The sequence below is a fragment of the Solibacillus sp. FSL W7-1324 genome, from assembly GCF_038008025.1.
GTDB lineage: Bacteria > Bacillota > Bacilli > Bacillales_A > Planococcaceae > Solibacillus.
Genome location: NZ_JBBOYH010000001.1, coordinates 1,468,417 through 1,491,249, shown reverse-complemented (window position 1 = coordinate 1,491,249; position 22,833 = coordinate 1,468,417). Strand labels below are relative to the sequence as shown.

General features: G+C 38.2%; 20 protein-coding genes. 6 read left to right on the top strand and 14 right to left on the bottom strand.

The annotated features are described in order from the left end of the window. Positions 1-81: 81 nt before the first annotated feature. Positions 82-711 carry a hypothetical protein gene (locus tag MKY71_RS07160; protein WP_340732011.1) on the bottom strand — a complete coding sequence of 210 codons (630 nt, stop codon included), beginning with the start codon at positions 709-711 and terminating at the stop codon, positions 82-84. Between the two features lie 160 nt (positions 712-871). Here MKY71_RS07160 and MKY71_RS07155 point away from each other — a divergent pair, with 160 nt between their 5' ends. Genes MKY71_RS07155 through MKY71_RS07145 form a run of 3 tightly spaced genes read left to right on the top strand, consistent with a single transcriptional unit; the run spans position 872 to position 3,909 of the window. After that, positions 872-1,780, top strand: a complete 909-nt coding sequence (locus tag MKY71_RS07155; protein WP_340732010.1) for a DoxX-like family protein — start codon at positions 872-874, stop codon at positions 1,778-1,780. Position 1,781: 1 nt separating this feature from the next. After that, the gene (locus MKY71_RS07150; RefSeq protein WP_340732009.1) at positions 1,782-2,390 is read left to right on the top strand and encodes a DUF4166 domain-containing protein; all 609 of its coding nucleotides are present in this window, start codon (positions 1,782-1,784) and stop codon (positions 2,388-2,390) included. Continuing rightward, positions 2,359-3,909, top strand: a complete 1,551-nt coding sequence (locus MKY71_RS07145) for a YndJ family protein (protein WP_340732008.1) — start codon at positions 2,359-2,361, stop codon at positions 3,907-3,909. Before MKY71_RS07150 ends, MKY71_RS07145 begins: the two co-directional genes overlap by 32 nt. A 135-nt stretch (positions 3,910-4,044) precedes the next feature. On the opposite strand, the gene MKY71_RS07140 is transcribed toward MKY71_RS07145, so the two are convergent. The 3 genes from MKY71_RS07140 to MKY71_RS07130 all read right to left on the bottom strand — a co-directional run bounded on the left by MKY71_RS07140 (position 4,045) and on the right by MKY71_RS07130 (position 8,539). Continuing rightward, entirely contained in the window at positions 4,045-5,100 is a 1,056-nt protein-coding gene (locus tag MKY71_RS07140) for a YkvI family membrane protein (protein WP_340732007.1), read from the bottom strand. 274 nt (positions 5,101-5,374) lie between these two features. Then, positions 5,375-7,369 (bottom strand): catalase, encoded by a 1,995-nt coding sequence (locus MKY71_RS07135; RefSeq protein WP_340732006.1) that lies wholly within the window; start codon positions 7,367-7,369, stop codon positions 5,375-5,377. A 333-nt stretch (positions 7,370-7,702) separates the two neighbouring features. Continuing rightward, positions 7,703-8,539 (bottom strand): MBL fold metallo-hydrolase, encoded by an 837-nt coding sequence (locus MKY71_RS07130; protein WP_340732005.1) that lies wholly within the window; start codon positions 8,537-8,539, stop codon positions 7,703-7,705. A gap of 488 nt (positions 8,540-9,027) precedes the next feature. Between MKY71_RS07130 and MKY71_RS07125 the strand changes: the two genes are divergently transcribed. Next, entirely contained in the window at positions 9,028-10,566 is a 1,539-nt protein-coding gene (locus MKY71_RS07125; protein ID WP_340732004.1) for a glycine betaine uptake BCCT transporter, read from the top strand. Positions 10,567-10,661: 95 nt separating this feature from the next. Here MKY71_RS07125 and MKY71_RS07120 read toward each other — a convergent pair whose 3' ends face one another. The 3 genes from MKY71_RS07120 to MKY71_RS07110 form a co-directional block, all read right to left on the bottom strand. After that, a complete protein-coding gene (locus tag MKY71_RS07120; protein ID WP_340732003.1) occupies positions 10,662-11,468 on the bottom strand; it encodes a cytochrome c oxidase assembly protein in 807 nt (268 codons plus the stop codon). A 34-nt stretch (positions 11,469-11,502) separates the two neighbouring features. Continuing rightward, positions 11,503-11,982 (bottom strand): DUF2243 domain-containing protein, encoded by a 480-nt coding sequence (locus MKY71_RS07115; protein WP_340732002.1) that lies wholly within the window; start codon positions 11,980-11,982, stop codon positions 11,503-11,505. Between the two features lie 115 nt (positions 11,983-12,097). Continuing rightward, on the bottom strand, positions 12,098-13,132 hold the full coding sequence (locus MKY71_RS07110) for an amidohydrolase family protein (RefSeq protein ID WP_340732001.1): 1,035 nt from the start codon (positions 13,130-13,132) through the stop codon (positions 12,098-12,100). A gap of 211 nt (positions 13,133-13,343) precedes the next feature. Between MKY71_RS07110 and MKY71_RS07105 the strand changes: the two genes are divergently transcribed. Next, positions 13,344-13,859, top strand: a complete 516-nt coding sequence (locus MKY71_RS07105; protein ID WP_340732000.1) for a GNAT family N-acetyltransferase — start codon at positions 13,344-13,346, stop codon at positions 13,857-13,859. Between the two features lie 51 nt (positions 13,860-13,910). On the opposite strand, the gene MKY71_RS07100 is transcribed toward MKY71_RS07105, so the two are convergent. The 4 genes from MKY71_RS07100 to epsC all read right to left on the bottom strand — a co-directional run bounded on the left by MKY71_RS07100 (position 13,911) and on the right by epsC (position 17,461). Continuing rightward, positions 13,911-14,849: a ring-cleaving dioxygenase gene (locus tag MKY71_RS07100; RefSeq protein ID WP_340731999.1), complete on the bottom strand. Its 939-nt coding sequence runs from the start codon at positions 14,847-14,849 to the stop codon at positions 13,911-13,913. A 120-nt stretch (positions 14,850-14,969) separates the two neighbouring features. Then, positions 14,970-15,563 (bottom strand): NADPH-dependent FMN reductase, encoded by a 594-nt coding sequence (locus tag MKY71_RS07095; RefSeq protein WP_340731998.1) that lies wholly within the window; start codon positions 15,561-15,563, stop codon positions 14,970-14,972. Positions 15,564-15,760: 197 nt separating this feature from the next. Beyond that, the gene (locus MKY71_RS07090) at positions 15,761-16,288 is read right to left on the bottom strand and encodes a YceI family protein (protein ID WP_340731997.1); all 528 of its coding nucleotides are present in this window, start codon (positions 16,286-16,288) and stop codon (positions 15,761-15,763) included. 243 nt (positions 16,289-16,531) lie between these two features. Beyond that, complete coding sequence (epsC, locus tag MKY71_RS07085) at positions 16,532-17,461, bottom strand: serine O-acetyltransferase EpsC (protein ID WP_339176067.1); 930 nt, start codon at positions 17,459-17,461, stop codon at positions 16,532-16,534. A gap of 328 nt (positions 17,462-17,789) precedes the next feature. Between epsC and MKY71_RS07080 the strand changes: the two genes are divergently transcribed. Next, positions 17,790-19,490 (top strand): M3 family oligoendopeptidase, encoded by a 1,701-nt coding sequence (locus tag MKY71_RS07080; RefSeq protein WP_340731996.1) that lies wholly within the window; start codon positions 17,790-17,792, stop codon positions 19,488-19,490. Between the two features lie 78 nt (positions 19,491-19,568). Here MKY71_RS07080 and MKY71_RS07075 read toward each other — a convergent pair whose 3' ends face one another. From MKY71_RS07075 to MKY71_RS07065, 3 genes are read right to left on the bottom strand one after another with little or no spacing between them, the layout of a single operon-like run. Beyond that, positions 19,569-21,578 carry an ABC transporter permease gene (locus tag MKY71_RS07075; RefSeq protein ID WP_340731995.1) on the bottom strand — a complete coding sequence of 670 codons (2,010 nt, stop codon included), beginning with the start codon at positions 21,576-21,578 and terminating at the stop codon, positions 19,569-19,571. Then, positions 21,568-22,335 carry an ABC transporter ATP-binding protein gene (locus MKY71_RS07070; RefSeq protein ID WP_339176063.1) on the bottom strand — a complete coding sequence of 256 codons (768 nt, stop codon included), beginning with the start codon at positions 22,333-22,335 and terminating at the stop codon, positions 21,568-21,570. Before MKY71_RS07070 ends, MKY71_RS07075 begins: the two co-directional genes overlap by 11 nt. A gap of 20 nt (positions 22,336-22,355) precedes the next feature. Continuing rightward, entirely contained in the window at positions 22,356-22,769 is a 414-nt protein-coding gene (locus MKY71_RS07065; protein ID WP_339176062.1) for a hypothetical protein, read from the bottom strand. Positions 22,770-22,833 lie beyond the last annotated feature (64 nt).

The window sequence follows — 22,833 nt, the reverse complement described above, 5'->3', positions numbered from 1 at the left end:
TCCTTGGCTGGACTCGTTTTGTTAAGATCATTTAGTTAAAATGGATATCTTAAATTTTCCGTACTTTATTTATCACTTCGATCATTTCTTTTTCGGAAATAAGGTATACGAAAGTGTTATCACAAAATCAATGGCAAGAATAATCAGCCATACCTGACTGAATTTGTTGATTCCTTCATTGTTAAATGGGAAATTTTCGCTCTCGTCATCAAACCACATTCCGAAAAAATCACTCAGTGGTATTTGCTGCAAACTGTCTGAAAAACCGACTGCAATTACAAATCCTATGTGAACAATGATAAAAACGGCGAAATGTAATGCAAATTGCTTCCATTCTTGTATTGCATAAGCCTTCCCATACAGTTTGACAGGTTGGAGTGATTTATCGATCGGCTCTCCCCGTCTTTTAGCCACCCACCTTTTAATAAAGGCATCGAGCTTTTTAAAGTCTGATTTCCCGAATGTCATCGCATATACAATAAGAATCACGATAATAATTTGATAAATCGAAAATTCACCTGTTCGCTGATAATCAAAATAAGCCAAAAGTGCAATCCATAAATCATTCACGATAAAAATAATAAACACGAAAATACTCAGCTTTTTCAGCTGAAACCAGTAGCGCAACAGCAAAAAGGCAAATGCACATACCCAAAAGACAACTTCTGCCGTTATGAGGAAAAACCACTTATAATCCAAAATAAAGTCCATTGCTTCCTCCCTTAAAATCGGTTACTTAAATACTATACACTCCTATAATACTTGAAATTGTAAGAGATTAACATTTATTATCCAAATTCATTCACTTTAAAGTAGGAATATTAAGGTATGATGATTATGTAGAATATATTTTGATAAAGGAGCTGAAATTTTGAAAAAAAAGCCGATTTATGTGGAAACTGTAATAGACAGCTCGATTGAAAAAGTATGGCAATATACACAGCAGCCTAATCTGCATGAACAATGGGATTTGCGTTTTACATCCATCACCTACAATGAAAAACAGCATGAGGACGCACCTCAAACTTTTACATATACAACAAAAATAATGCCGGGTCTGTCAGTTGCAGGTTGGGGTGAAAGTAAAGGAACACATGAAAAAGCAAGTGGTGTTAAAACTTCTTCTCTGTATTTCGGAACACCGCAAATGATTTCCCCGATAAAAGAAGGACGCGGCTACTGGCAATATATACCGAATGGCGACCGCGTTACTTTTCTGACCCAGTATGACTATGATGCCCGATTTGGTCGATTCGGACAATTGTTTGATTTACTTTTCCGTCCTGTTATCGGCTGGGCAACTGCGCTAAGCTTTAATGTGTTGGGAAGATGGATAGAACTCGGAGAAAAACCGGTAACCCAATACCGGCGATTTTTCAGCTATTATTTACTCTGCTTCCTGTTTAGTTTCACTTGGCTCTATCAAGGTCTCGTTCCGAAAGTGTTGATGAAGCATCCGCTTGAAATTGATATGCTGATGAAACTGTCCCCGCTAACATATGGTCAAGCATCAACAGCCATTGTTTGGATAGGTATTTTCGAGATGGTGATAGGGATCATCTTTTTGGTACCGAAATTGCAACCGTTGCTGCTAAAAGCACAAATTTTATTGTTCCCATTGCTGACATTAAGCGCAATTATAGCTGCAACTTCAGTAGCAACGGCTCCGTTTAATGTCGTTACCTTTAATGTTGGATTATGGATTGCTTCAATAGTTGCTTTACTGCTGTCAAAAGAATTACCGACAGCAAGATTCTGCAAACGAAAAAGAGGTGCTTAATATGATTTATGAAACATTACTCGCAGAAGACTTTAACAGACTGCACCCGAAACTGCAGGAAAGATACCGCCTACCATTAGGTCAGCCTTTTCAAGCACAAGGAACAATGCAAGTAATTCATTCCGGACCACGGTTTTTACGACCGATGTATAAATTCTTTACGAAAACAGACTTCCTCTTTCCAGAGTCCGGCGAGGAAATTCCTTTTACAATAATGAATACTGCAAGAATGAACAATGAAAAGGACGCAGAAGTGTATTGGGAACGCACTTTCCACTTTCCACTGGCCACACGCAAGTTCAATGCAACGATGACAGTCGATTTGGAAAGACAAATTGTTAAAGATTATTTAGGGGATCCTTCACTGTTCTACTCTGACTTAAAAATGGATGTTGCAAAGGACGGTTCATTAATGATCCGCTCTGCAGAACAGCGTGCCGTCTTCGGGCGTAAAGAAGTTGGTTTGCCAAAGAAACTGACAGGCCGCGTTGTTGTAACAGAAGGCTACGATGAAGTGCTCGAAGTGTATACGATCCATGTCTCCATCTATAATGATCTCATCGGAAGGATGATGATGTATGCTGGTCAATTTACGCCATGTACTCAGTAAACCTTTAACAATTATCGGTTTGGTATGTATGGCCACGCTTCTGTTATTTAACGAACCAACATCTATGTATTATTATTTGACGCTAGCTCAACTTATCTTTGTACCAGTCATGCTGGAACAGTTGGTTATGCTGAAAAATTGGCAAAGATTCATTATTGCAACCGGCCAGTTTGCAGTCACAATACTGTATTTTATACAAAACGATTTCCTCATCCTGCTTTGTGTACTTACCTACTTACTTAGTACGCTTATTGTTGCCTCCCATGGGATTAACCGGTTTTTGAGAAGAGGCTTTGTCAATACAGCTGAAATGATGATAGATATCGGTCTCATTTATATTGTTATGGGTGGACTGTGGTTTTTGGCATTCCATCTGCAACTAAATACAGGGTTCAGTCCGATTATTACATGGCTGACCGCCATACATTTTCATTACTCTGCCTTTCTGCTTTGCATTACAGTCGGTTTGATTGGGCGACTTCATATGACCCGTTATTTCAAATTTTGCTGTGCCGTCATTGCAGCAGGACCAATGCTAGTAGCAGTCGGGATTACTTTTTCAAGGATCGTTGAAATCATTTCGGTTAGTTTGTATGTACTTGCCATTTTCAGCATTAGCTTTTTTATTATGAAATGGCCATTGCCGCGTATGCAGCGTCTCTTCATTCGCCTGGCATTTCTGACATTATGCTTTACAATTATTTGGTCGTTTTTATACGCATACAGCAATTTAACAGGAACGAATCTTGTTGATATTCCGGATATGCTGGATTTCCATGGTCTTTTAAATTGTTTAGGATTTGGTATATCGGTAGTAATCGCCTGGAGTCTATTGTTGCCACCGACAAAGCATCTCGACTATACATTTCCGATAAGCAAAATTCGTGGAAGATTTTCTCCAACAAACAAACCGGCACACGGACTTGTCGATGATATGTCATCCTATATTAATAAAGAGGAAATTTCTGAATTGGTTCATGAGTTTTATGAACATACTACCCAATTTGAATTAAAAGCGTCGGTTCAATGGGCAGCATGGTTTAAACCTTTTGCTTTTGTCTATCAGTTTATTAGCAGGAAAATGGGACAGCTGAATTTACCCTATTCCTCGAAAATGATTGTGATGGACGGTGAAATCTGGCAAGTTGATCCCCAACAAGATGGCCGAGAAAAACCACGTGTATGGCAACGGTCGATCAATGGCGAACCCGTTTTTAATGCGATTTATTCGCAGCATCGTGATGCATCCAATACTTATATGAATATTGCTTTGCCTCTGCCCTTCTCGTCGATGCATGGAATACTGCAACTTTCAGTAAAAGACCGTGCTTTGTACCTTACAAGTGATGGGCAAGGCGATGCCGGTACGTATTTAACGTTCAGATCTTATCTATTCAAACTTCCGTTACATGAATATTTTGTGATTAAGGAACATCATGGCAATCTTACTGCAACGCATCAGATGACACTGTTCGGTATGAAGTTTTTACATATTGATTATCAAATCCGTAAAAAATAAAAATTCCCGGCTTCCCTAAATACATAAAGGGAGCCGGGAATTAATTTTATTCCAACATTTTTACGTTAACATAAACCAACTATAGCAAAATGATGCCTATTGCCACTAACATAACCAACTGATAATGCTTCTAAATTATTTTGCTTCTTGTTTCTTAATAATAAAGGGTGCTGCCACTAAAGCAAGGATAAGAATAATGCCCAGATAACCGATTAGCGGATAGAAATAACTAACGAGGCCGGTAAAGCCTACGAAACTTGCCAAATAACCAACAATCATTGTAATCGTAAAGAATGTTTTAAATTTCTTTGTCCCTGATTCCGCAAATCGTGCCGAGAAAGAAAAGAACATGCCAACCGCTGTATTATAAATCATACCGAAAATAACTAGTGACATGATAATACCTAGTGTTGGCGATACATTACTAACAATTCCAAGCATAGGCATATCCAATGTGCCAACTTCTTCGATTTTCGAGAAAATGGCTAAATGAATCAATAGAATGAGAACCCCTAAAATAAGTCCTCCAACCAATCCGCCTAACGCTGCTGTTTTTGGATTTTTTTCAGCTCCGCCCATGACAATGGACATCGAAGCTCCAACTGCGATATTAAATGAAACGTAATTAATACTGGAAATAAACCAGTTTGGTAAAGTAGTCGGGGTTGCTTGCGCTACGTCGTTTAACGATGCAAAAGTTCCACTCATCGTTAAAAAACTGTAAATCGCAATAAAAATAACAAAAATAATGAGAACCGGCGTAATGCTTCCTATGATGGAAACAACCCGATTTACTTTCAAAAACCCTGTTAGTAATACGAGTATTGTCATAAGGGTCGTACCTACAAAGACCGGTAACCCAAACTGTTGATTTAAGTTCGAACCGGCTCCAGCAAGCATAACGACACCTACGCCAAACAATGTGAAAATAAGAATAAAATCAATGACAGTTCCAAGATATCGCCCGCTGATTCTGTATATTACATCTTTATGTGATGTCGTTTTAGTATAACTGCCAAGCCATACTAAAAGCATACCGATGCCTGAAAACAGTACTGTTGATAATATGGCTCCAAATATTCCGAGTATTCCAAAGCTCGTAAAGTATTGCAGTATTTCTTGCCCTGAAGCAAATCCAGCACCTACGATTACACCAATAAATGCGCTTCCAATTTTTAAGATTTTTTTCACACGTCTAACTCCCCTTTTAATCCTTCGATCAATATGTATTTTCTTAAAATAATTTAATTAGGCTAAGTAAATGTCCTTCCTCCTATATTAAATCAACTACAATTTTTATATTATAGCACACCATTATTGCGATATTTTATTATTCAAAATATTCATTTTTTATAAAATGTGCAGGAAAATAGGGATATAGATTGAAACTTAGTACAATAAAAAAACATTTTCCCCAGAGGAGAAAAATGTTTTTTTATTGTGTGATGATTAAATTCCGGAAAATTCAACCCGTAGCATCTTTCCGGTCAAAGTGACGACCTTTTTTCAATGCTTCTACAAATTCTGAAATACCAGCTGCGACACCAGGTGCATTCGCATAGTCTTTGTCTAAAATTTCAGTGGAAGCATACCCTAATGCTTTATAGTGGTTGAAAATTTCATCTGCAAATCGTTGAACTTTTCGTTTAGGCACAACACTATCGAAAGTTGCGGCAACAATCAGACCATCATAAAGGACAGGATCTGCTGTTTGCAGCGTGTGATCAATTTCACGCTCACCGATTCTTCCTTGCTTATCGCTGATCAATTCTACTGTAACGCCCTCGTTTTCCAAAGGTGTAATCAGTTCTTCCAAATTGCTGTTTGTATCTACAATAATACCGACTTTTTTCGATTTCAGGAATGGTACCTGATTTTTTAAAATACTTACAGCATTAGATGGCTGTTGATCGGCAACTTGCTGGATCGATTCATCCGGTGGCGTAACACCGATATTTTGTGCAATTTGCTCAGCCATTGCACGGTCGACACGAGCAAACATATCAACTGCAGCTTTGCGAATTTCGATTGTTTCTACTTTCCCCAGTTCAAAACTGAAAGCATTAATGATATGCTGTTTTTCCACATCCGTCTGGCTTAACCAGAATTGACGTGCTTGGCTGTAATGATCTTCAAACGATAAGCTTCGAGCTCGTACTTTGCGGCCTTCGATTTTTTCCTCATAATGAGCATAGCCGCCTTCATTTTGCGTCACAACATGCGGTGTATTATTTTGCAAACTGTTTTTCCCGTATGCAACACGTCCCTTATTGATGGTCATACGTCCATAGCCGTCACGCTGATTATTATGGAATGGGCATACAGGACGATTGATCGGCAACTCATGGAAGTTTGGTCCGCCTAATCGAATCAGTTGTGTATCTGTGTAAGAGAATAAGCGCCCTTGTAATAAAGGATCGTTTGAAAAATCAATACCCGGTACAACATGTCCTACATGGAATGCTATTTGTTCCGTTTCTGCAAAGAAGTTATCAGTATTTCGGTTCAATGTCATTTTTCCAAGTTTACGAAGCGGGATCAGTTCTTCCGGCCAAATTTTCGTCGGATCTAAAATATCGAAATCAAATTTAAACTCATCTTCTTGTGGAATCAGCTGAACAGCAAGTTCATATTCGGGATAATTTCCGGCTTCTATATTATCGTAGAGGTCACGGCGATTAAAGTCCGGATCTTTCCCTGCAATTTTTTGAGCTTCATCCCATATTAAGGAATGTGTGCCGAATACAGGTTTCCAATGGAATTTTACGAAGTGGGCTTCTCCGTTAGCATTAACAAAACGGAAAGTATTTACACCAAACCCTTCCATCGTACGGAAACTTCTTGGAATGGCACGGTCAGACATTTTCCACATTGTCATATGTGCGGTCTCTTCATTACTTACGACAAAATCCCAAAATGTATCATGGGCACTTTGCGCTTGGGGAATTTCATTATGCGGCTCCGGTTTAACGGCATGGATTAAATCCGGGAATTTAATGGCATCTTGAATGAAGAAAATCGGGATATTGTTACCTACTAAATCGTAATTTCCTTCTTCAGTATAAAACTTCGTCGCAAATCCTCGTACATCACGAACTGTTTCTGCTGATCCCCGTGATCCTGCTACTGTTGAAAATCGAACAAAGACAGGTGTTTGACGACCTTTCTCTCCTAAAAAATGAGCCATCGTTATATCTGATGCATCGCCATAACTTTCAAATACCCCATGAGCCCCTGAACCTCGTGCATGCACTACTCGCTCCGGAATTCGTTCATGGTCAAAATGGGTCATTTTTTCACGGAAATGAAAGTCCTCCATTATTGTCGGGCCACGTTCACCGATCGTTAATGAATGCTCGTCATTCGTTAACTTTAATCCATGATTCGTAGTTAGCGGCTGTCCTTCATCTTTCGTAGTAAACTGTTTCAGTTGTTCGACTTTTTTATTGTTGTTTTCCAATTTACATCCTCCTCATTCCAAAAATAGCAAGTTCCACAAGATTAGTTATACTCAACCATCTCCGTTACTTTTCTACCCTATTTCCCGAAAAATAGTCCTCTGAAATATAATTGTAATCGTTTAATCTTAGCCGAAATGGCGGAACATATCAGGTAACACCCCCGCCAGCAGGATTCCCAGTACCGTTGATGCGGGACATGCCAAATGAGCATAGCTCGGGTTATATGATTGGAATAATTAATTTCTGCTTTAGCATTTAAATCAGACACACTATATCAATACACTTCAAAAAATCATCCATTTACTGAGTAAAAGGATGATTTTTTGTACTATTTATTTCTTATTACTTGGCAATGCTATTTGATCAAAATTATCAACAAGTTTCTGCAGCCCCTCGCTTAGTTCTTCTCCGCTCATCGGCACGCCATGTCCTGTAACCGCTACAGAAGGATTTAATGCTGCCAGAATTTTTACTGATTCAAAAGCTGCGGCCCAGTCCGGCGTCAAATACTTCGGGGGTCCGTTCACTTCTTTTTCCTGGGTAAATACTTTATACAAGGATTCCTGTTTGACCGTCACAAATGCATCCCCTGCAATAAGTGCTCCGTCGCGCTCCCTAAATAACGAAACGTGTCCAGGTGTATGTCCCGGTGTATGAATCCACTTAAATCCTTCCATAAAAGGTACGGTTCCATCTGGAGGAAGCTCCTGGACAGATTCCCCTAAGTCAATTGCTTCATTCGGGAAGATCGGGGACATTTTAGCTACTAATCCGCTATCAACAGTGGGGTCCGGCTCCGGATAATTTTCTAAGCCAGTTAAATACGGCAGTTCCAGCTTGTGAGCGAAAACCGGTACTTGCCAATGTTCAACAAGTTCAATGATAGCCCCTACATGATCAAAATGCCCGTGTGTTAAAATAATTGCTTTCGGTTTTGCATTTTTCCCATATCTTTTTTCAGCCACATCAATAATATCTTGTGCGCTTTTCGGCATCCCGGCGTCTATTAAAACAAATCCGTTATTATCAGGACTGCTATAAAAAATAATATTTGCAATTTGAATCGTGTGAACATATAGGTCGGGCAATAGCTCTTCACTTACACCACTTTTAACAGATGAGGCTGGTATAAATTTATAGTCATCACCGTAATTCATTTGTTTATCCAAAATGAAAACCCCCTTCATAAAATTTTTTCTGAATTTTGAACAGTTATTACAATATACCCGTTTTCACAATTTCTACATCTACTTTCGGGGAAATATCCTCTGATTTATTGACAAGTGATGAATAGTAGCATAAAATGACATTTTCTTCTTGCCCAAGCTTAATTTCTTTGCGACAAAATCTGATGAATGGAGGAATTGCTTATTAAGTCGTTTACTTTCCTGCTTTATTTCCATTGTTTGTATCAATACGACTTCCCCCTTTTTGATACAGTATAGGAAATTAATAAAAGAGTTATTCATTTTAGTTAAAGTCGGGAAAATCGGGTAATATAAAGAAAAAGCGGTGCTATATTTAAAAGCGGATCCTAGTTATTATTATCCCTTTCGAACTAGTCACACCTTATTTCTACGCAAAAAAAATAATCAAGAATGTTTATTTTTTTCAAACTGGGCAATACATTTATATGTCACTGAACGGAGGTTATAAAATGAAAAAAGTAGGCATTGTTTTTTGGAGCTCATTTACTTTAGTAATGCTGGCTGTACTAGTTGGTGTAATCGCTCCACAAACTTTAGAAAATGTCACCAAGAACATTCAAAATTTACTTACTTATAATTTTGGCTGGTATTATTTATTAGTCGTTGCAATCATTATTGCGTTTTGTGTTTTCCTCATATTGAGTCCTGTTGGAGCCATACGTCTTGGTAAGCCGACTGACCGGCCGGACTACAGCAATGCATCGTGGTTTGCGATGCTATTTAGTGCTGGAATGGGGATTGGTTTAGTTTTCTGGGGGGCAGCGGAACCATTATCACATTTTGCTATTAGTTCCCCACAGGCTCCTGAAGGTTCCCAGCAAGCATTGAAAGATTCATTTCGATACACGTTCTTCCATTGGGGAATTTCTGCTTGGGCCATTTATGGTGTAGTCGCATTAGCACTTGCTTACTCCAATTTCCGTAAAGGTGCACCCGGTTTAATAAGTTCCACTCTTTTTCCTCTTTTCGGTGAAAAAACAAAGGGTCCTATTGGATATACAATTGATATTATCGCGGTATTCGCTACAGTAATCGGTGTTGCCACAACACTCGGTTTAGGTGCACAGCAAATAAATGGCGGTCTTTCCTATTTATTTGACCTTCCAATTAACTTTACTGTTCAATTAATCATCATTGTGATCGTTACGGTATTATTTATCATTTCCGCTTCAACCGGTCTTGATAAAGGAATTCAGATTTTAAGTAATTGGAACCTCTATTTGGCAGCTGCCTTATTAATATTAACTTTATTTATTGGTCCTACTGTTGCCATCATGAACGACTTTACTTCAGGACTCGGCAGTTATTTACAAAACTTTGTGCAAATGAGTTTACGTATGGAGCCGGGTGATGCGGGCAGCCGTGATTGGATTAACGGTTGGACAATTTTCTATTGGGCATGGTGGATGTCCTGGTCTCCATTTGTCGGCATTTTCATTGCGCGTATTTCAAAAGGACGAACTATCCGCGAATTTTTAATGGGAGTTATTTTAGCACCGACACTTGTTAGTATTTTCTGGTTTGCTACATTTGGAACGACGGCGATTGAAACATATTTGACAAAGGATGAAGGGCTTGTTGATTTACCGACAGAGCAGCTTTTATTCGGTGTATTTGATCAGATGCCATTCGGCTTTATTTTATCGATTATCGCGCTCTTACTTGTCGCAGTATTCTTCATCACTTCAGCCGATTCTGCTACATTCGTACTGGGAATGCAAACAACATTCGGCTCGATGAATCCATCATTCAGAATTAAGTTGATTTGGGGAATTTTACAGGCTGCGATTGCGGCGAGTTTATTGTTCTCAGGTGGTCTGACCGCTCTGCAGAATGCCGCGATTATTGTCGCCTTCCCATTCTCGTTTATTATTTTGCTTATGATACTTTCGCTTTATAAATCATTAATGGCTGAACGGAAGAAATTAGGTCTCTACATCCGACCAAAAAAACAGCCACCTTCAAATACTCACAAAAAAGAAGGGTGACATATTTCATATAAAAAAGCGTCGCAAATTTGCGACGCTTTTTTTTACGGAAGAGTTTATAACTGTTACTTAAATTTGGTCGGGCTTAACTTATCTTATTTCCCATACAAAGTTACCTGGTCCCTATCAAAATCTACTGTATTGTTTTTGCGTGGCTTCGTAAATTTATACCATTGCCAGCAGAAAATAATAATGAGCGCTACTTCAATCCAATCCCCTGCATAATACATGACCATGCTTCCCATTTCCGCCTCTTGCTGCGAAATTCCCGCTGGTGGATTGGCGTACATATACTTCGACAATATATCGTGCCCGGCGATTGCGATGATTAAAACTGCCGCGCGGAATCGGTAAGAATATTGATGGTAGACCGGATCGAAATAAATTATGGAAATTGTAAACACATACCCTGCGATGAAAAAATGCAAATGTACAAACAAAGCAAATAGCGCATTTTCATGCATTAAAACAAACAAATTCGTTGTGTATAATAACCAAAGTCCTCCTACATTTAAAATTGCGGCAGTAATCGGATGCGAAACGAATTGTAGCAAGCGACTTTTTAAAATGGAAGTCAGCTTGCGTGCGAACGTTGTGTTTGCAGTTCTGAGCGTCAAAGTCACCGGTTTGGCAACTGCCATAAAAATTGGTGCAACCATACTTAATAATAAGTGGCTCACCATATGTGCTGTAAAGTTGGAATGTGCACTGTTTGCCAACGGACCGACAACTGCTACAAGTGCAACAACCATACCGATTGTCCAACAAACGGTACGGAAAATGGGCCATTTTTTATATCGCTGATTTGTTATGATGACAGCTGTTATATAGGCTACCAGCAAAAATATGAAGAAAAACCCGAGCAATAATTGAGGATTTATTCCAGATACTGAATGGTTCATAGCACTCTGTCCATGGTTGTGCAGTAAGTATAGGCTATTCATTTGCATTCTTCTCTTTTAGAGTACTGTTTTTTGATGTGCGGAATAATAGAAAAATTCCGATGAGTAAAATGATTAGTGCACCGACATTCCACACAATATCGTATACAATGACATTGTCAACGTACCGGATTTGGTGAATTCGCATCCATTTATGTTGAATGATGCCGTCATACAATTGAAATACACCAATTCCTAATAATACGCCACCAAGCCAGCGTTGAAAGATCAGGCCATTTCTCCGACGCAGATCCGCAAATAAAAACAATCCTGCTATTGTAGCAAACCAGCTAAAAGCATGAAAAATACCATCGGAAATTAACCCGATATCCGTTGTCGATTTGTCGTAGAAATGATGCCACCTTAACAGCTGATGGAATACTGTTTCGTCAATAAAGGCAATCAGACCGATGCCAAACAAGATGCCTGACCACATGTTCCGGCGCGAAACTTCTTTCTCGTTGTTATTTTTCATGTACATTCAGAGCCCCTTTACGTGTAATAACTTACATTTAATCTCTCCAAATACAACACAACATATTCGATAATAGAAGTTCCCCTCTTACCTTATTGATTAAACCTGATTGCTATTAATTTCCTGCATATAATCCTTGCTGTTCGAACGTTTTAATCAATTCACTTATATAATCATTCATTTCTTGCTCGGTCGGGATATTTCCAAGCAGCTCAGGGATTGTATACATTTCCCCATCCTTGACTATCTGATCAATTTTCATTGTATTTTCTATATGGATAAGGGGATTTTCATTCAATACTAATAAGTCCGCTATAAAACCTTCTTTTATATCGCCTAAGTCCGCTATTTTCAAAGCTTTCGCTGCATTAATGGTAGCTTGCTGAAGTGCCTCTACTGGTGTAAATCCGGCATCAACAAAAAGCTGAAGCTCACGGTGCAATGCAAAGCCCGGATATGTATAGATTCCTGCGGGCGTATCTGTGCCTGTCACGACAGTCCCACCCATTTTATAATAGGTATAAGCGATTTTTTGAATGGTTTTCGTTTGAATACCTAACGTAGCCTGGCCTTGTTTTGCATGTGCAGCTTGTGGCCAGTGTTTAAATAAGTAGTCACTGTTCTCCATATGATCAACAATTTCATGATTAATTGTCCAATATTGGTCTGCTAATCGCATCTGATCGTATAATACGATTGTCGGACAAAGCTTTATATCTTTTTTCAACAATTGTTTACATATGTTTGTTATCAACTCCTCATCAGGCTGATCCCACGGAATTGTATCCCAGATTTCTTTCGGTGCATCCATTGTCCAATGCGGGTACATCGCTTCAATAATACCGGAGCAATGTTCCAGCCAATCAATCCCTATATCCGCTGCAAGAAGTGCATCCACTTTTTTGGAATAGATAATATCACTGCTTACTTCTAGATTATGTTTGCGCGCTTCTTCTACTACTACTTTCATATATTCAGGATCAAGCCAGCCGTAAACTTTAATAAAATGTGTACCCAGTTCTATTTGCCGCGCTACTTCCTGTCTTGCAAGATCTGCATTGTCGACATTGATATTATAGGCCGTATCATCTCCCCACAAGCCTGGGGGACCATCAATCATACGATCTGCTGAAATAACACGAGGCTCCATTTCGCTTCCATTCGCATCAATAAATGGTTTTAATTCAATAATGCTCCCCGCTGTCTCGTAAAATCCCCTGTTTCCATATTTACTACAAAACCGTTTTTTAATAGTTTCATTTCCAGTCCCCTTTACTTTTTTATTTCTTAATAAATTTTAGTTTAATTTTAACATTCTGGAAATGATATAATTTTATTACAATAAGAATGAGGTGACTTTGATGGATACAGTCGACGAAAAAATGACAATTAAAAAAGCGAATGAAAGTGATGCTTCACAAATACTCGCAGTGATGAAAGATGCGGAACAGTCGGGATATATGCTCTATGCACCTGATGAACGAAACTTGGCACCAGCTTCTTTGTGCAAGTTAATTCAATCCATAAACCAATCCCCTACATCTGGCTTCTTTATCGCAGAGCATGACGATGAAATATTAGGTTATCTCTTATTAAAAGCGGAAACATTATCCCGTACTTCTCATAGGGCACAGATTGCTGTCGGGGTACATAGTAAAAGTCGCGGTAAAGGAATTGGTACTGCTTTGTTCGATTATATGATTCAATGGGCCAAAGAGTCACAGCTCCACCGCCTGGAGTTAACGGTCATTGAGCATAATGAACAAGCAGTACATCTTTATAAGAAAATGGGGTTTGAAGTTGAAGGAGTGAAAAGAAATTCTTTACTGATTGACGGTCATTATGTTAATGAACTGTATATGTCAAAATTACTTTAATTTAAAAAGGGGCTACTCAAAAATGAGCAACCCCTCTTCATTGTTTCACTATTAATCTAGCGCTCTAACCTTAATCGGAAACAGTGAGTTTTCCAATCGTTCACGGTAGTCTTCATATTGTACCGGCAACTTTAGCTGCTCGCCCATTGTTTCAGGCGTTTCATCATGTGCAAATCCTGGTGGATCTGTCGCAATTTCAAATAAAATTTCTCCTGTCTCACGGAAATAGATGGCATTGAAGTAATTACGGTCTTTAATGTCCGTTACATGCTGACCTTTATCCATCGCGTATTGCTGCCATTCTTTATGGTCTTGATCATCATTAGCACGCCATGCAATATGATGTACCGTTCCTACCCCCATCGTTCCGCGATTACCGACTGTCATTTTGACGTCCACGATATTGCCGATGGATGCTGTTGCTTTTAGTCGCACAAAATCTCCTTCGCGGCCAATCTCTTCAAGTCCCATCACGTCAACTAATGTACGGATTGTTTCTTCCGGCTGTGATGAATATAAAATTGCCCCGCCAAATCCTTTAATTGCGACATCAGCAGTTATTCCTCCAAACGTCCAGCCATTTGGAGAACCTCCATCACGTTCGACAATTTCGAGATGCAGACCATGTGGATCCTCAAAACGTAAATAGCTCTCTCCAAATCTAGTTACTTCATTATATAATATATTGAATTTTGTTAAGCGATCTTTCCAGAAACCCAATGCTCCCACTGGTACAACATATGTCGTCACGCCAACTTGACCGTCGCCGATGCTGCCTTTATATGCTGCAGGCCAAGGGAAGAAAGTAATAATTGTTCCCGGCTCACCGCCTTCATTCCCGAAATATAAATGATATGTTCCTGGGTCATCAAAATTGACTGTTTTCTTTACAAGACGTAATCCAAGAACGCCCGCATAGAAATCGACATTTTCCTGAGGATGACCGACGATTGCTGTAATGTGATGGATACCCGATGTACGTTTTTTCATATTCATTTCCTCCATTCGTAAAAACTGAACACAGCATTCCATTTGATAAAACACTCTGTCCAATTTTTATGTAATAAATCTGGCACATGCAGTCACATGTGCCAGATTGTTGATTATCAATTAACGAATTGTTTTTAATGCTTTTGACCATGGAATTACTTGGTCCAGCATTTGGTTTACTGAATCAGCCTGCACATCTTTCGGTTTGAATGTAGTACCATTTTCGAAATCAGTGAATAATGATAATGCTGGGTGTACACGTACATCCGCAACGAGTAATTCACCTAAAATACCGCGTAAATGCTCAGTAGCACGTGCGCCACCAACAGAACCGTAAGATACGATACCTGCAGCTTTATTGTTCCACTCTTCGCGTAAGTAGTCTAATGCATTTTTAAGTGCGCCCGTAATTGAATGGTTATATTCTTGAACAATGAATACAAATCCATCTTGTTTTGCAATTGCTTCAGACCAGCCTGCAGCACCTGAAGCATCCCCGCCTGGCTCTCCTAATAATGGCAGTTTGAAATCCGCAATATCAATAATTGTATAGTTCGCATCGCCGCGTTTATCTGCGATTTCTTTCACCCATGCACCGACTTGAGGGCTTACACGACCTTCAAGAGTTGATCCTAAAATGATACCGATGTTTAGTTTTTCCACTTTGTTTTCCTCCGCTTTCTTAGTTCCAAATAGTTTACTGATGAATCCCATTTCTTACACTCCTTCAATTACCTTGAATTCAAGATATCAACTAATACTTGAGGCTTTTATAGATAGATATAGGCATGAATACAAATAATTGAAGTATTTGCCTCAAGTCTTAATTTGGTACTTTTATGCATTCGTATCAGTAACGTAAATCATTATTGCCTTATTACTGACAATTTATCCTTGCAGTTCTTTCAATATTAAGCAGCAGGGTTTAATTCTAACTCTACTTTGATTTTAATATCTTTTCCTACTAGTACGCCGCCTGTTTCTAAAGCTGCATTCCATGTTAAACCGAAATCTTCACGGTTGATTTTAGTTTCAGCTTCAAAACCGTATACTTCTACGCCCCATGGGTTCGTACCTTTACCACCGTATTCAACTTCAAATGTAACCGGTTTTGTTACATCTTTAATTGTTAAGTCACCAGTCACTTTGTAGTCATCGCCATCTTTTACAATGTTTGTTGCTGTAAACGTGATTTTCCCAAACTCATCAGTGCTGAAGAAGTCCGCTGATTTCAAGTGGTTATCGCGATCTTCATTGTTCGTATTAATGCTTGCTACATCCAATTCAAAGTTGATTGATGCAGTAGATAAATCCGTTAAGTCTGCCGCTTCCACGTTTGCTGAATATTGATTGAATTGACCTTTAACTTTTGATACCATCATGTGTTTAACTTCAAATCCGATTGTTGAGTGTGTTTGATCTACTGTAAATGTTGTCATTTTATAATTTCCTCCAATTTATCTCGATTTCAAGATATATACTCAAAATAAAATTTCGAAACTAGATATCTCGAACTTGAGATAAATATATCATGTGTATTAATAAAGGTCAACAACAAATTAAAAATTTATTTTCGTGTTCTGCTTATACCTTTTTTTATAGCCTTCGATAAGAAAAATCCCCCACTTCACCATAAAAAAAGCGAGATGAAGTTTTAATCACTTCACCTCGCTCAATTCAAATTAAATTTCGTACTCGATTACAACTTCTTTACTGTTACTAATATTCGGTGATGGCTGAGAATTATAAACACGTGAATATGGCGGCACCGAATATGTCAACCAAATATTACTGCCAAGCACTGTGTCATGGCCAATTGTTGTTTTCCCACCTAAGATTGTTGCACCGGCATAGATGACAACATTGTCCTCAATGTTCGGATGACGTTTTACACCTTTTATCGGGTTTCCGTTTTCATCGAGCGGGAAGCTTAATGCACCTAATGTTACACCTTGATAGATTTTAACGTTGTTGCCGATTGTGCATGTTTCTCCAATTACGACACCTGTACCATGGTCAATGAAAAACGAATGGCCGATCTTCGCACCTGGATGAATATCGATTCCTGTTAACTGGTGTGCATATTCAGACATGATACGTGGAACGATTGTGACATCCATATTATATAGTTCATGTGCGATACGATGGATAAATACAGCACGAATCGACGGGTAGCTTAACATGATTTCTTCAGTTGATGTAGCAGCCGGATCTCCGTTATAAGCAGCTTGAATATCTGTTTGAATCGTTTCACGGATTTCCGGGAAACGGTCCATTAACTTCATCACAACATGATCCGCTTTTTCTCGGCATTGGCCATCACAATTATCAAAGTTTTGGTAGACTAATACTTTTTCGATAATATCACGCAAATCCAATGCTGATTGACGAAGATTATTATTTAATTTCATTAATGTACGTGTTTCATCGACAACACCTTGATTATAGATTGTCGGGAAGAAAATCTCATAAAAACTATCCAAAATATGATGGATTTGATCACGGCCCGTGAATCCAATCGATTTTTCAACTTCAATATGTTTTTTATTATAGTCGATTAACTTATTTGCAATAGTTGATGTTTCTTTATTTAACCAGTCCTCGATTTTCATGCCAAAACTCCTTTTCTCTTTAAAATACATAGTAATGAAGATTATACTACACAAAACGCGCAGTTTGGTCCTTCTTTTCAAAATTGTAAATCAGCCTGGGAGCAATAGCCAGTAAAGAGCTTTCTCTCTCCTTATCACGCTAAACAAATTGAGGAACAATACGAATTTAAAAGAACATGTTTTCCTTTTATTTCTTCATTTCAAACTGTTCTCGATACATTATTAACATTTAGTAATTTATTTTTCAAAAAAAGAATGAATGACTAGTAATCTATAATATAATTAATTCATTAGTCTAAATAATCTGAAGCTAGAGGGAGAATTATTTATGTCACAAGCGAAAAGTATTAACTACTACAAACAATTAATTGATTTAAAAAAAGTTGAACAAATTGAAGCACAGTTTCAACGATTACTTGATGTTTCGATTGATTCCATAACTGACCTGGAGAATTGGATTGAGGAAGAAAAGGCATTACGCTTTGAAATTGAAGAAGCATTGACAGGCCACCTTGTCGACTTCTACCGAAATACAGAGGATCCGGATATTAAATCAACATACCTTCACGATCAGCAAGTCATTCAGCCTTTGATGATGAAATACGAAGCAAAGCTAAATAAAAAATGCTGCGAATCCCCTTATTTCAAAGAGTTAGATGATAAGCGTTACGGTTTGATGCGCAATTTTAGAGAGTCAAAAGTAAAACTGTTTAGAGAAGAAAATATCCCACTGTTTGTAAAGGAACAAGAACTAAGCACAAAGTACAGTGAAATCATGGGCGGACTTACAGTTGAATGGGACGGAGAAGAAAAACCTTTCCCGTTTATCGAATCACAGCTTGATAATTTAGACAGAAGTGTTCGGGAAAAAGCCTATCATTTAATTAGAGCTGCCTACCGTCAAATTAAACCTGAAACGGATGCACTCATGGATGAGCTCGTTCAGCTGCGCCACCAGATTGCAGTCAATGCGGGTTTTAATAATTATCGTGATTATATGTTTGTTGCAAAAAACCGTGAGTATAGTATTGAAGATTGTTATGACTTTCATGAAAATGTTGAAAAGCATATCATTCCTGCCTGGAATCGGCTTGCAAATGTTTTTAAATCCAAACTTGGTGTCGACTCATATCGCCCATGGGATAACACCGCTAAACTGCTGAAAAATCCTCCTTATACGGAAACATCCGTGCTTGTGGATGGCGTTGCTGAAATGTTAGGAAAAACAGATCCGTATTTTTCAGACCGTTTGGAGTACATGAGTGAAAATGGGTTGCTTGATCTTGGGGACCGTAAAGGTAAAAGTCCTGGTGGTTTCTGTGTCCCTTTACCAGTTTCCGGAGATACGTTCGTTTTTGCAAATTTTAGTCCATCCTTTTTCTCGCTTATTGCACTCATTCATGAAATGGGTCACGCGGTAAATGGTTATCTCCAAGCTTCGGAACAAGGCCCTATCGAAGAATTCCAGTGGCGAGCGGAAGTAGCTGAATTGTATTCACACGGAATGGAATTATTGTTATTGGATAAGTTTGATCTGTTTTATCCGGAAGAAGAGGAATTCAAAAGTGCGCAACGTGAAGAACTAAGACGGGCATTTACGATGTTATTCGGCCCATTGTCAGGCGACCTTTTCCAGCACTGGATGTATACAAATCCTCAACATACCGCTAAGGAACGTGACGAAAAGTACTTTGAAATTTTAAAACGATACGGCTTGAACCCCGTTGATACAGCCGGGTTTGAAGAAGAAATTGGCATGAGCTGGATCGGGACACTTCATTTTATCCAATATCCTTTCTACGATATTGAATACTCGATGTCGATGCTCGGTGCACTGCAATTACTTGAAAATTATCAACAGAATCCAAAGCAAGCTGTCGAATTTTATAAAAAAGGTGCAAGTGCCGATTACAATCAATCCATTGCAGCGATTTATAAAGAAACCGGCGTTGATTTTGACTTTTCAGAGTCAACTGTAAAACGAATGGGTGAATTTCTGGAAAAAGTGATTCACGATATTAATTCATAATCGGTAGAGAACAATTTGAAAAGAACGAATTCCCTGTTCGGAAATTCGTTCTTTTTTAGTTATAGCCATTCATATTTCCTAATTACTGCCTTTAACAATGTTCTTCACACCGATATAAGTTGCATAGAAATACCCGCCATAAATGATGACAAGGATTACTGAGCTGACTAGTATACTTTCATAGTTGAAATGGAACATTCCGCTGACCGCCTTAATACCGATAATGGAATGAATGACAGCCAGACCAAGCGGGAGTAAAAAATAGATGAGGCATTGTTTTAATATCGCCCCGTTTATCATTTTATCCGTAACACCGATTTTCTTCAGTGCTATATAGCGTCCCAAACTGTCACTTGCATCAGATAACTGCTGCAATGCCATAACAGCCGCGCTCGATACAATAAAGACGAGCCCTAAAAATAAACCAAGGAATATAAATAATGCCGCAGAACCATTTTCCCGCTCTTTTATTTGATCGATTGTACTTCCGATAACTAAACCGGGACGAATGTTTCTGTATTTATTTTCTTCAAGCTCATAAAATAGATTTGAAAATTTCTCTTCTGATTTTTCAAAGGAGCGCTCTTCATATACTACGTTAAAACTTGAGAATTCTAATTGAAGGTTGCCCTTAAAATTATCAGGAATGATAAGATAAAAGAACTTACTGCCCTTGTTAATTCTTATATTTTCATCAATAGCCACATCATTCTTTAGTGTATAGGCTTTATTTTCAATTATAATATTTTCTTCATTTTTCATATACTCTGGCAAAGCTTGAATGATCTCGCCATAGCTTGATACAACAAGTACCTCATCATCCTTTAAATCAAAATGCTCTTGCCCCTTCAGATCAAGAATTGCATTATAATCCGATATTTTTATAGCAGATACCGGACCATACAAGTAATTTTCCTGTATAGCAATCTGTTCCTGTTCACTTAAATACTTGGACAACAAATCCTCGATTGATAAATCAAGAAGGTATTCATTAAAAAAGGCATGTTTTTCATTCGGTTCAAATGTAAAGTCAATATCATTTAAATAGTTTTTGATATTATTCACTTCAGATTCCCCTTCGTCCTGGTCAGCTACAAGAAATGCCGAAGCATCAAAAGGAAACGTTTTAGCCGAGTTTTTATCGATTGTTCCTTTTAAATCAAAAGCAGTAAAGATGAGGGAGATTGTTAAGAAAAGCATGAGACAGATAATTGTCATGGAAAGGAAGTTCGTGTTGACCTTATTGTTTATTTGTCTTAGGACAAAAATATTTATATCTTTCAAATAGTATCTCTTATTCTTTTGCACAATATGGATAAAGAAGCTCGAAAGGCTGAAAAAGAATAAAAGTGTTCCAAACACCCCAGCCAAAACTGTGATGATCAATTCCATACTTGCAGCGTTTAAACCGGTCTTCAGAATTCTACTATAGGCAAATACTAAAAAAGCCAAAGATAGAATAAATGTTAGCACGGATACGACAGAATTTTTCAGCTTTACTTCTTCGTTACGTTTAGAGGCATTTAACATATCGATCAATTTGTATTTGGAAATCGTATACTGGTTGAAAATCATGACGAGTAAATAGATGATACCAAAGTAAACAATTGATTTGATCATGGCGCCAAGTGAAAAAACAAATGTATATTTCTTGATATCCATAGATAGGATGTTTGCCGTCAGTACCGATAAGCCTTGCGATACAATTACCCCAAGTCCAATACCCGCAACTAAAGAGACGACACCGATCAGAAGCGTTTCGACAATTAAAATTCTCGAGATTTTCCCTTTTGACATACCTAATGTCATGTATAAGCCAAGCTCTCTTTTCCTTTTTTTGATCAAAAAATTATTGGCATATACTATCAAACCTCCAAGAACAACTGATACAAATACTGATGTTCCAGACATGAGCAATTCTAATGATTCACGAAATACACTATTTTGGTTCATTTCCTGAATTGCTTGTTGCGAGTCAAGAGAGTTGAAACTGTAAAAAATACAAACACCTAAAGTCAATGTCAGAAAATAGATTGAATAATCTTTAAAGCTTCTCTTTACATTATTGAATGCGATTTTAGAGAACATTGCCGACATCGCCTCCAAGTAAAGTCACCACTTCAATGATTTTATTGAAGAATTCCTTTCTCGTATCATTTCCGCGCACGAGCTCATTAAAGATCCGACCATCTTTTATAAACAATATTCTATTGGCATAACTTGCAGTAAACGAGTCATGGGTAACCATCAAAATTGTTGACTGGTATTCTTTATTCAGTTTTTCAAAAGAATCCAGCAATAATCGTGATGATTTTGAATCGAGTGCACCTGTTGGTTCATCGGCTAAGATGAGGGAAGGCTCCGTTACAATCGCTCTGGCACATGCGACCCTTTGTTTTTGCCCACCTGACAATTGAAATGGATATTTACTAAGGATGCCCGTAATATCAAGCTTTTCCGCAACATCTTTAATAAGTTGGTCGATTTCCATTGCCTCTCTTTTTTGAATCGTCAAAGCCAAAGCGATGTTTTCATAAGCTGTCAGCGTATCCAGCAGATTAAAATCCTGAAAGATAAAACCTAACTCGTCACGTCGGAATGCTTCAAGCCCTTTCTTCTTTAATGTTGTAATATCCTGATTATTGATTATAATTTTGCCAGTTGTCACCTGATCAATTGTCGAAATACAATTCAGAAGCGTTGTCTTTCCGCTCCCTGAAGGTCCCATGATTCCTAAAAACTCGCCTTCATTTACGGTAAAGCTAATATTATCGATCGCTTTTGTAATATTGCCTTTGTTTCCGTAGTATTTTTCGATTTTTTCTACGCTTAATATCGGTTGCATACGTTTCCTCCAAGATAGATCTATTTTTTCACATCAAATTCGGCCTGTGTTTCCATAATTTTTTTCCCTTTTACATATATCGTGACACCGTAATGCCCCTCTTCAAGACCTTCCGGAACAGATAGCTCGGCAATGAAATATTTCGCATCGTTTACAGTTACTTCTTCCTCCACTACAAATCGGTTCGCTGTTTTAATTTTACCTTTATACCAAACAACTTCTGCCTTATTAGTCCAGAATCGATTTCTCTTCGCGGCAAAATATATTTTTTCACCTGATGTAAACGTATTTGTTATATCAGCAGGTTTCCCCTTTTCATCAATCGTTTTTGCCATGACGCCCTCTACTATTTTTGGCTCTGAAACATATTCATACACTAGGAAAATCCCAAGACCTAACAGAAAGATTCCTAATATTGCAATGGCTTTTTTCATTTTTTATTCCCCCTAATTGATTTCTAACTGTATCTTATCAATAGGTAATGGGAAGACATATTGG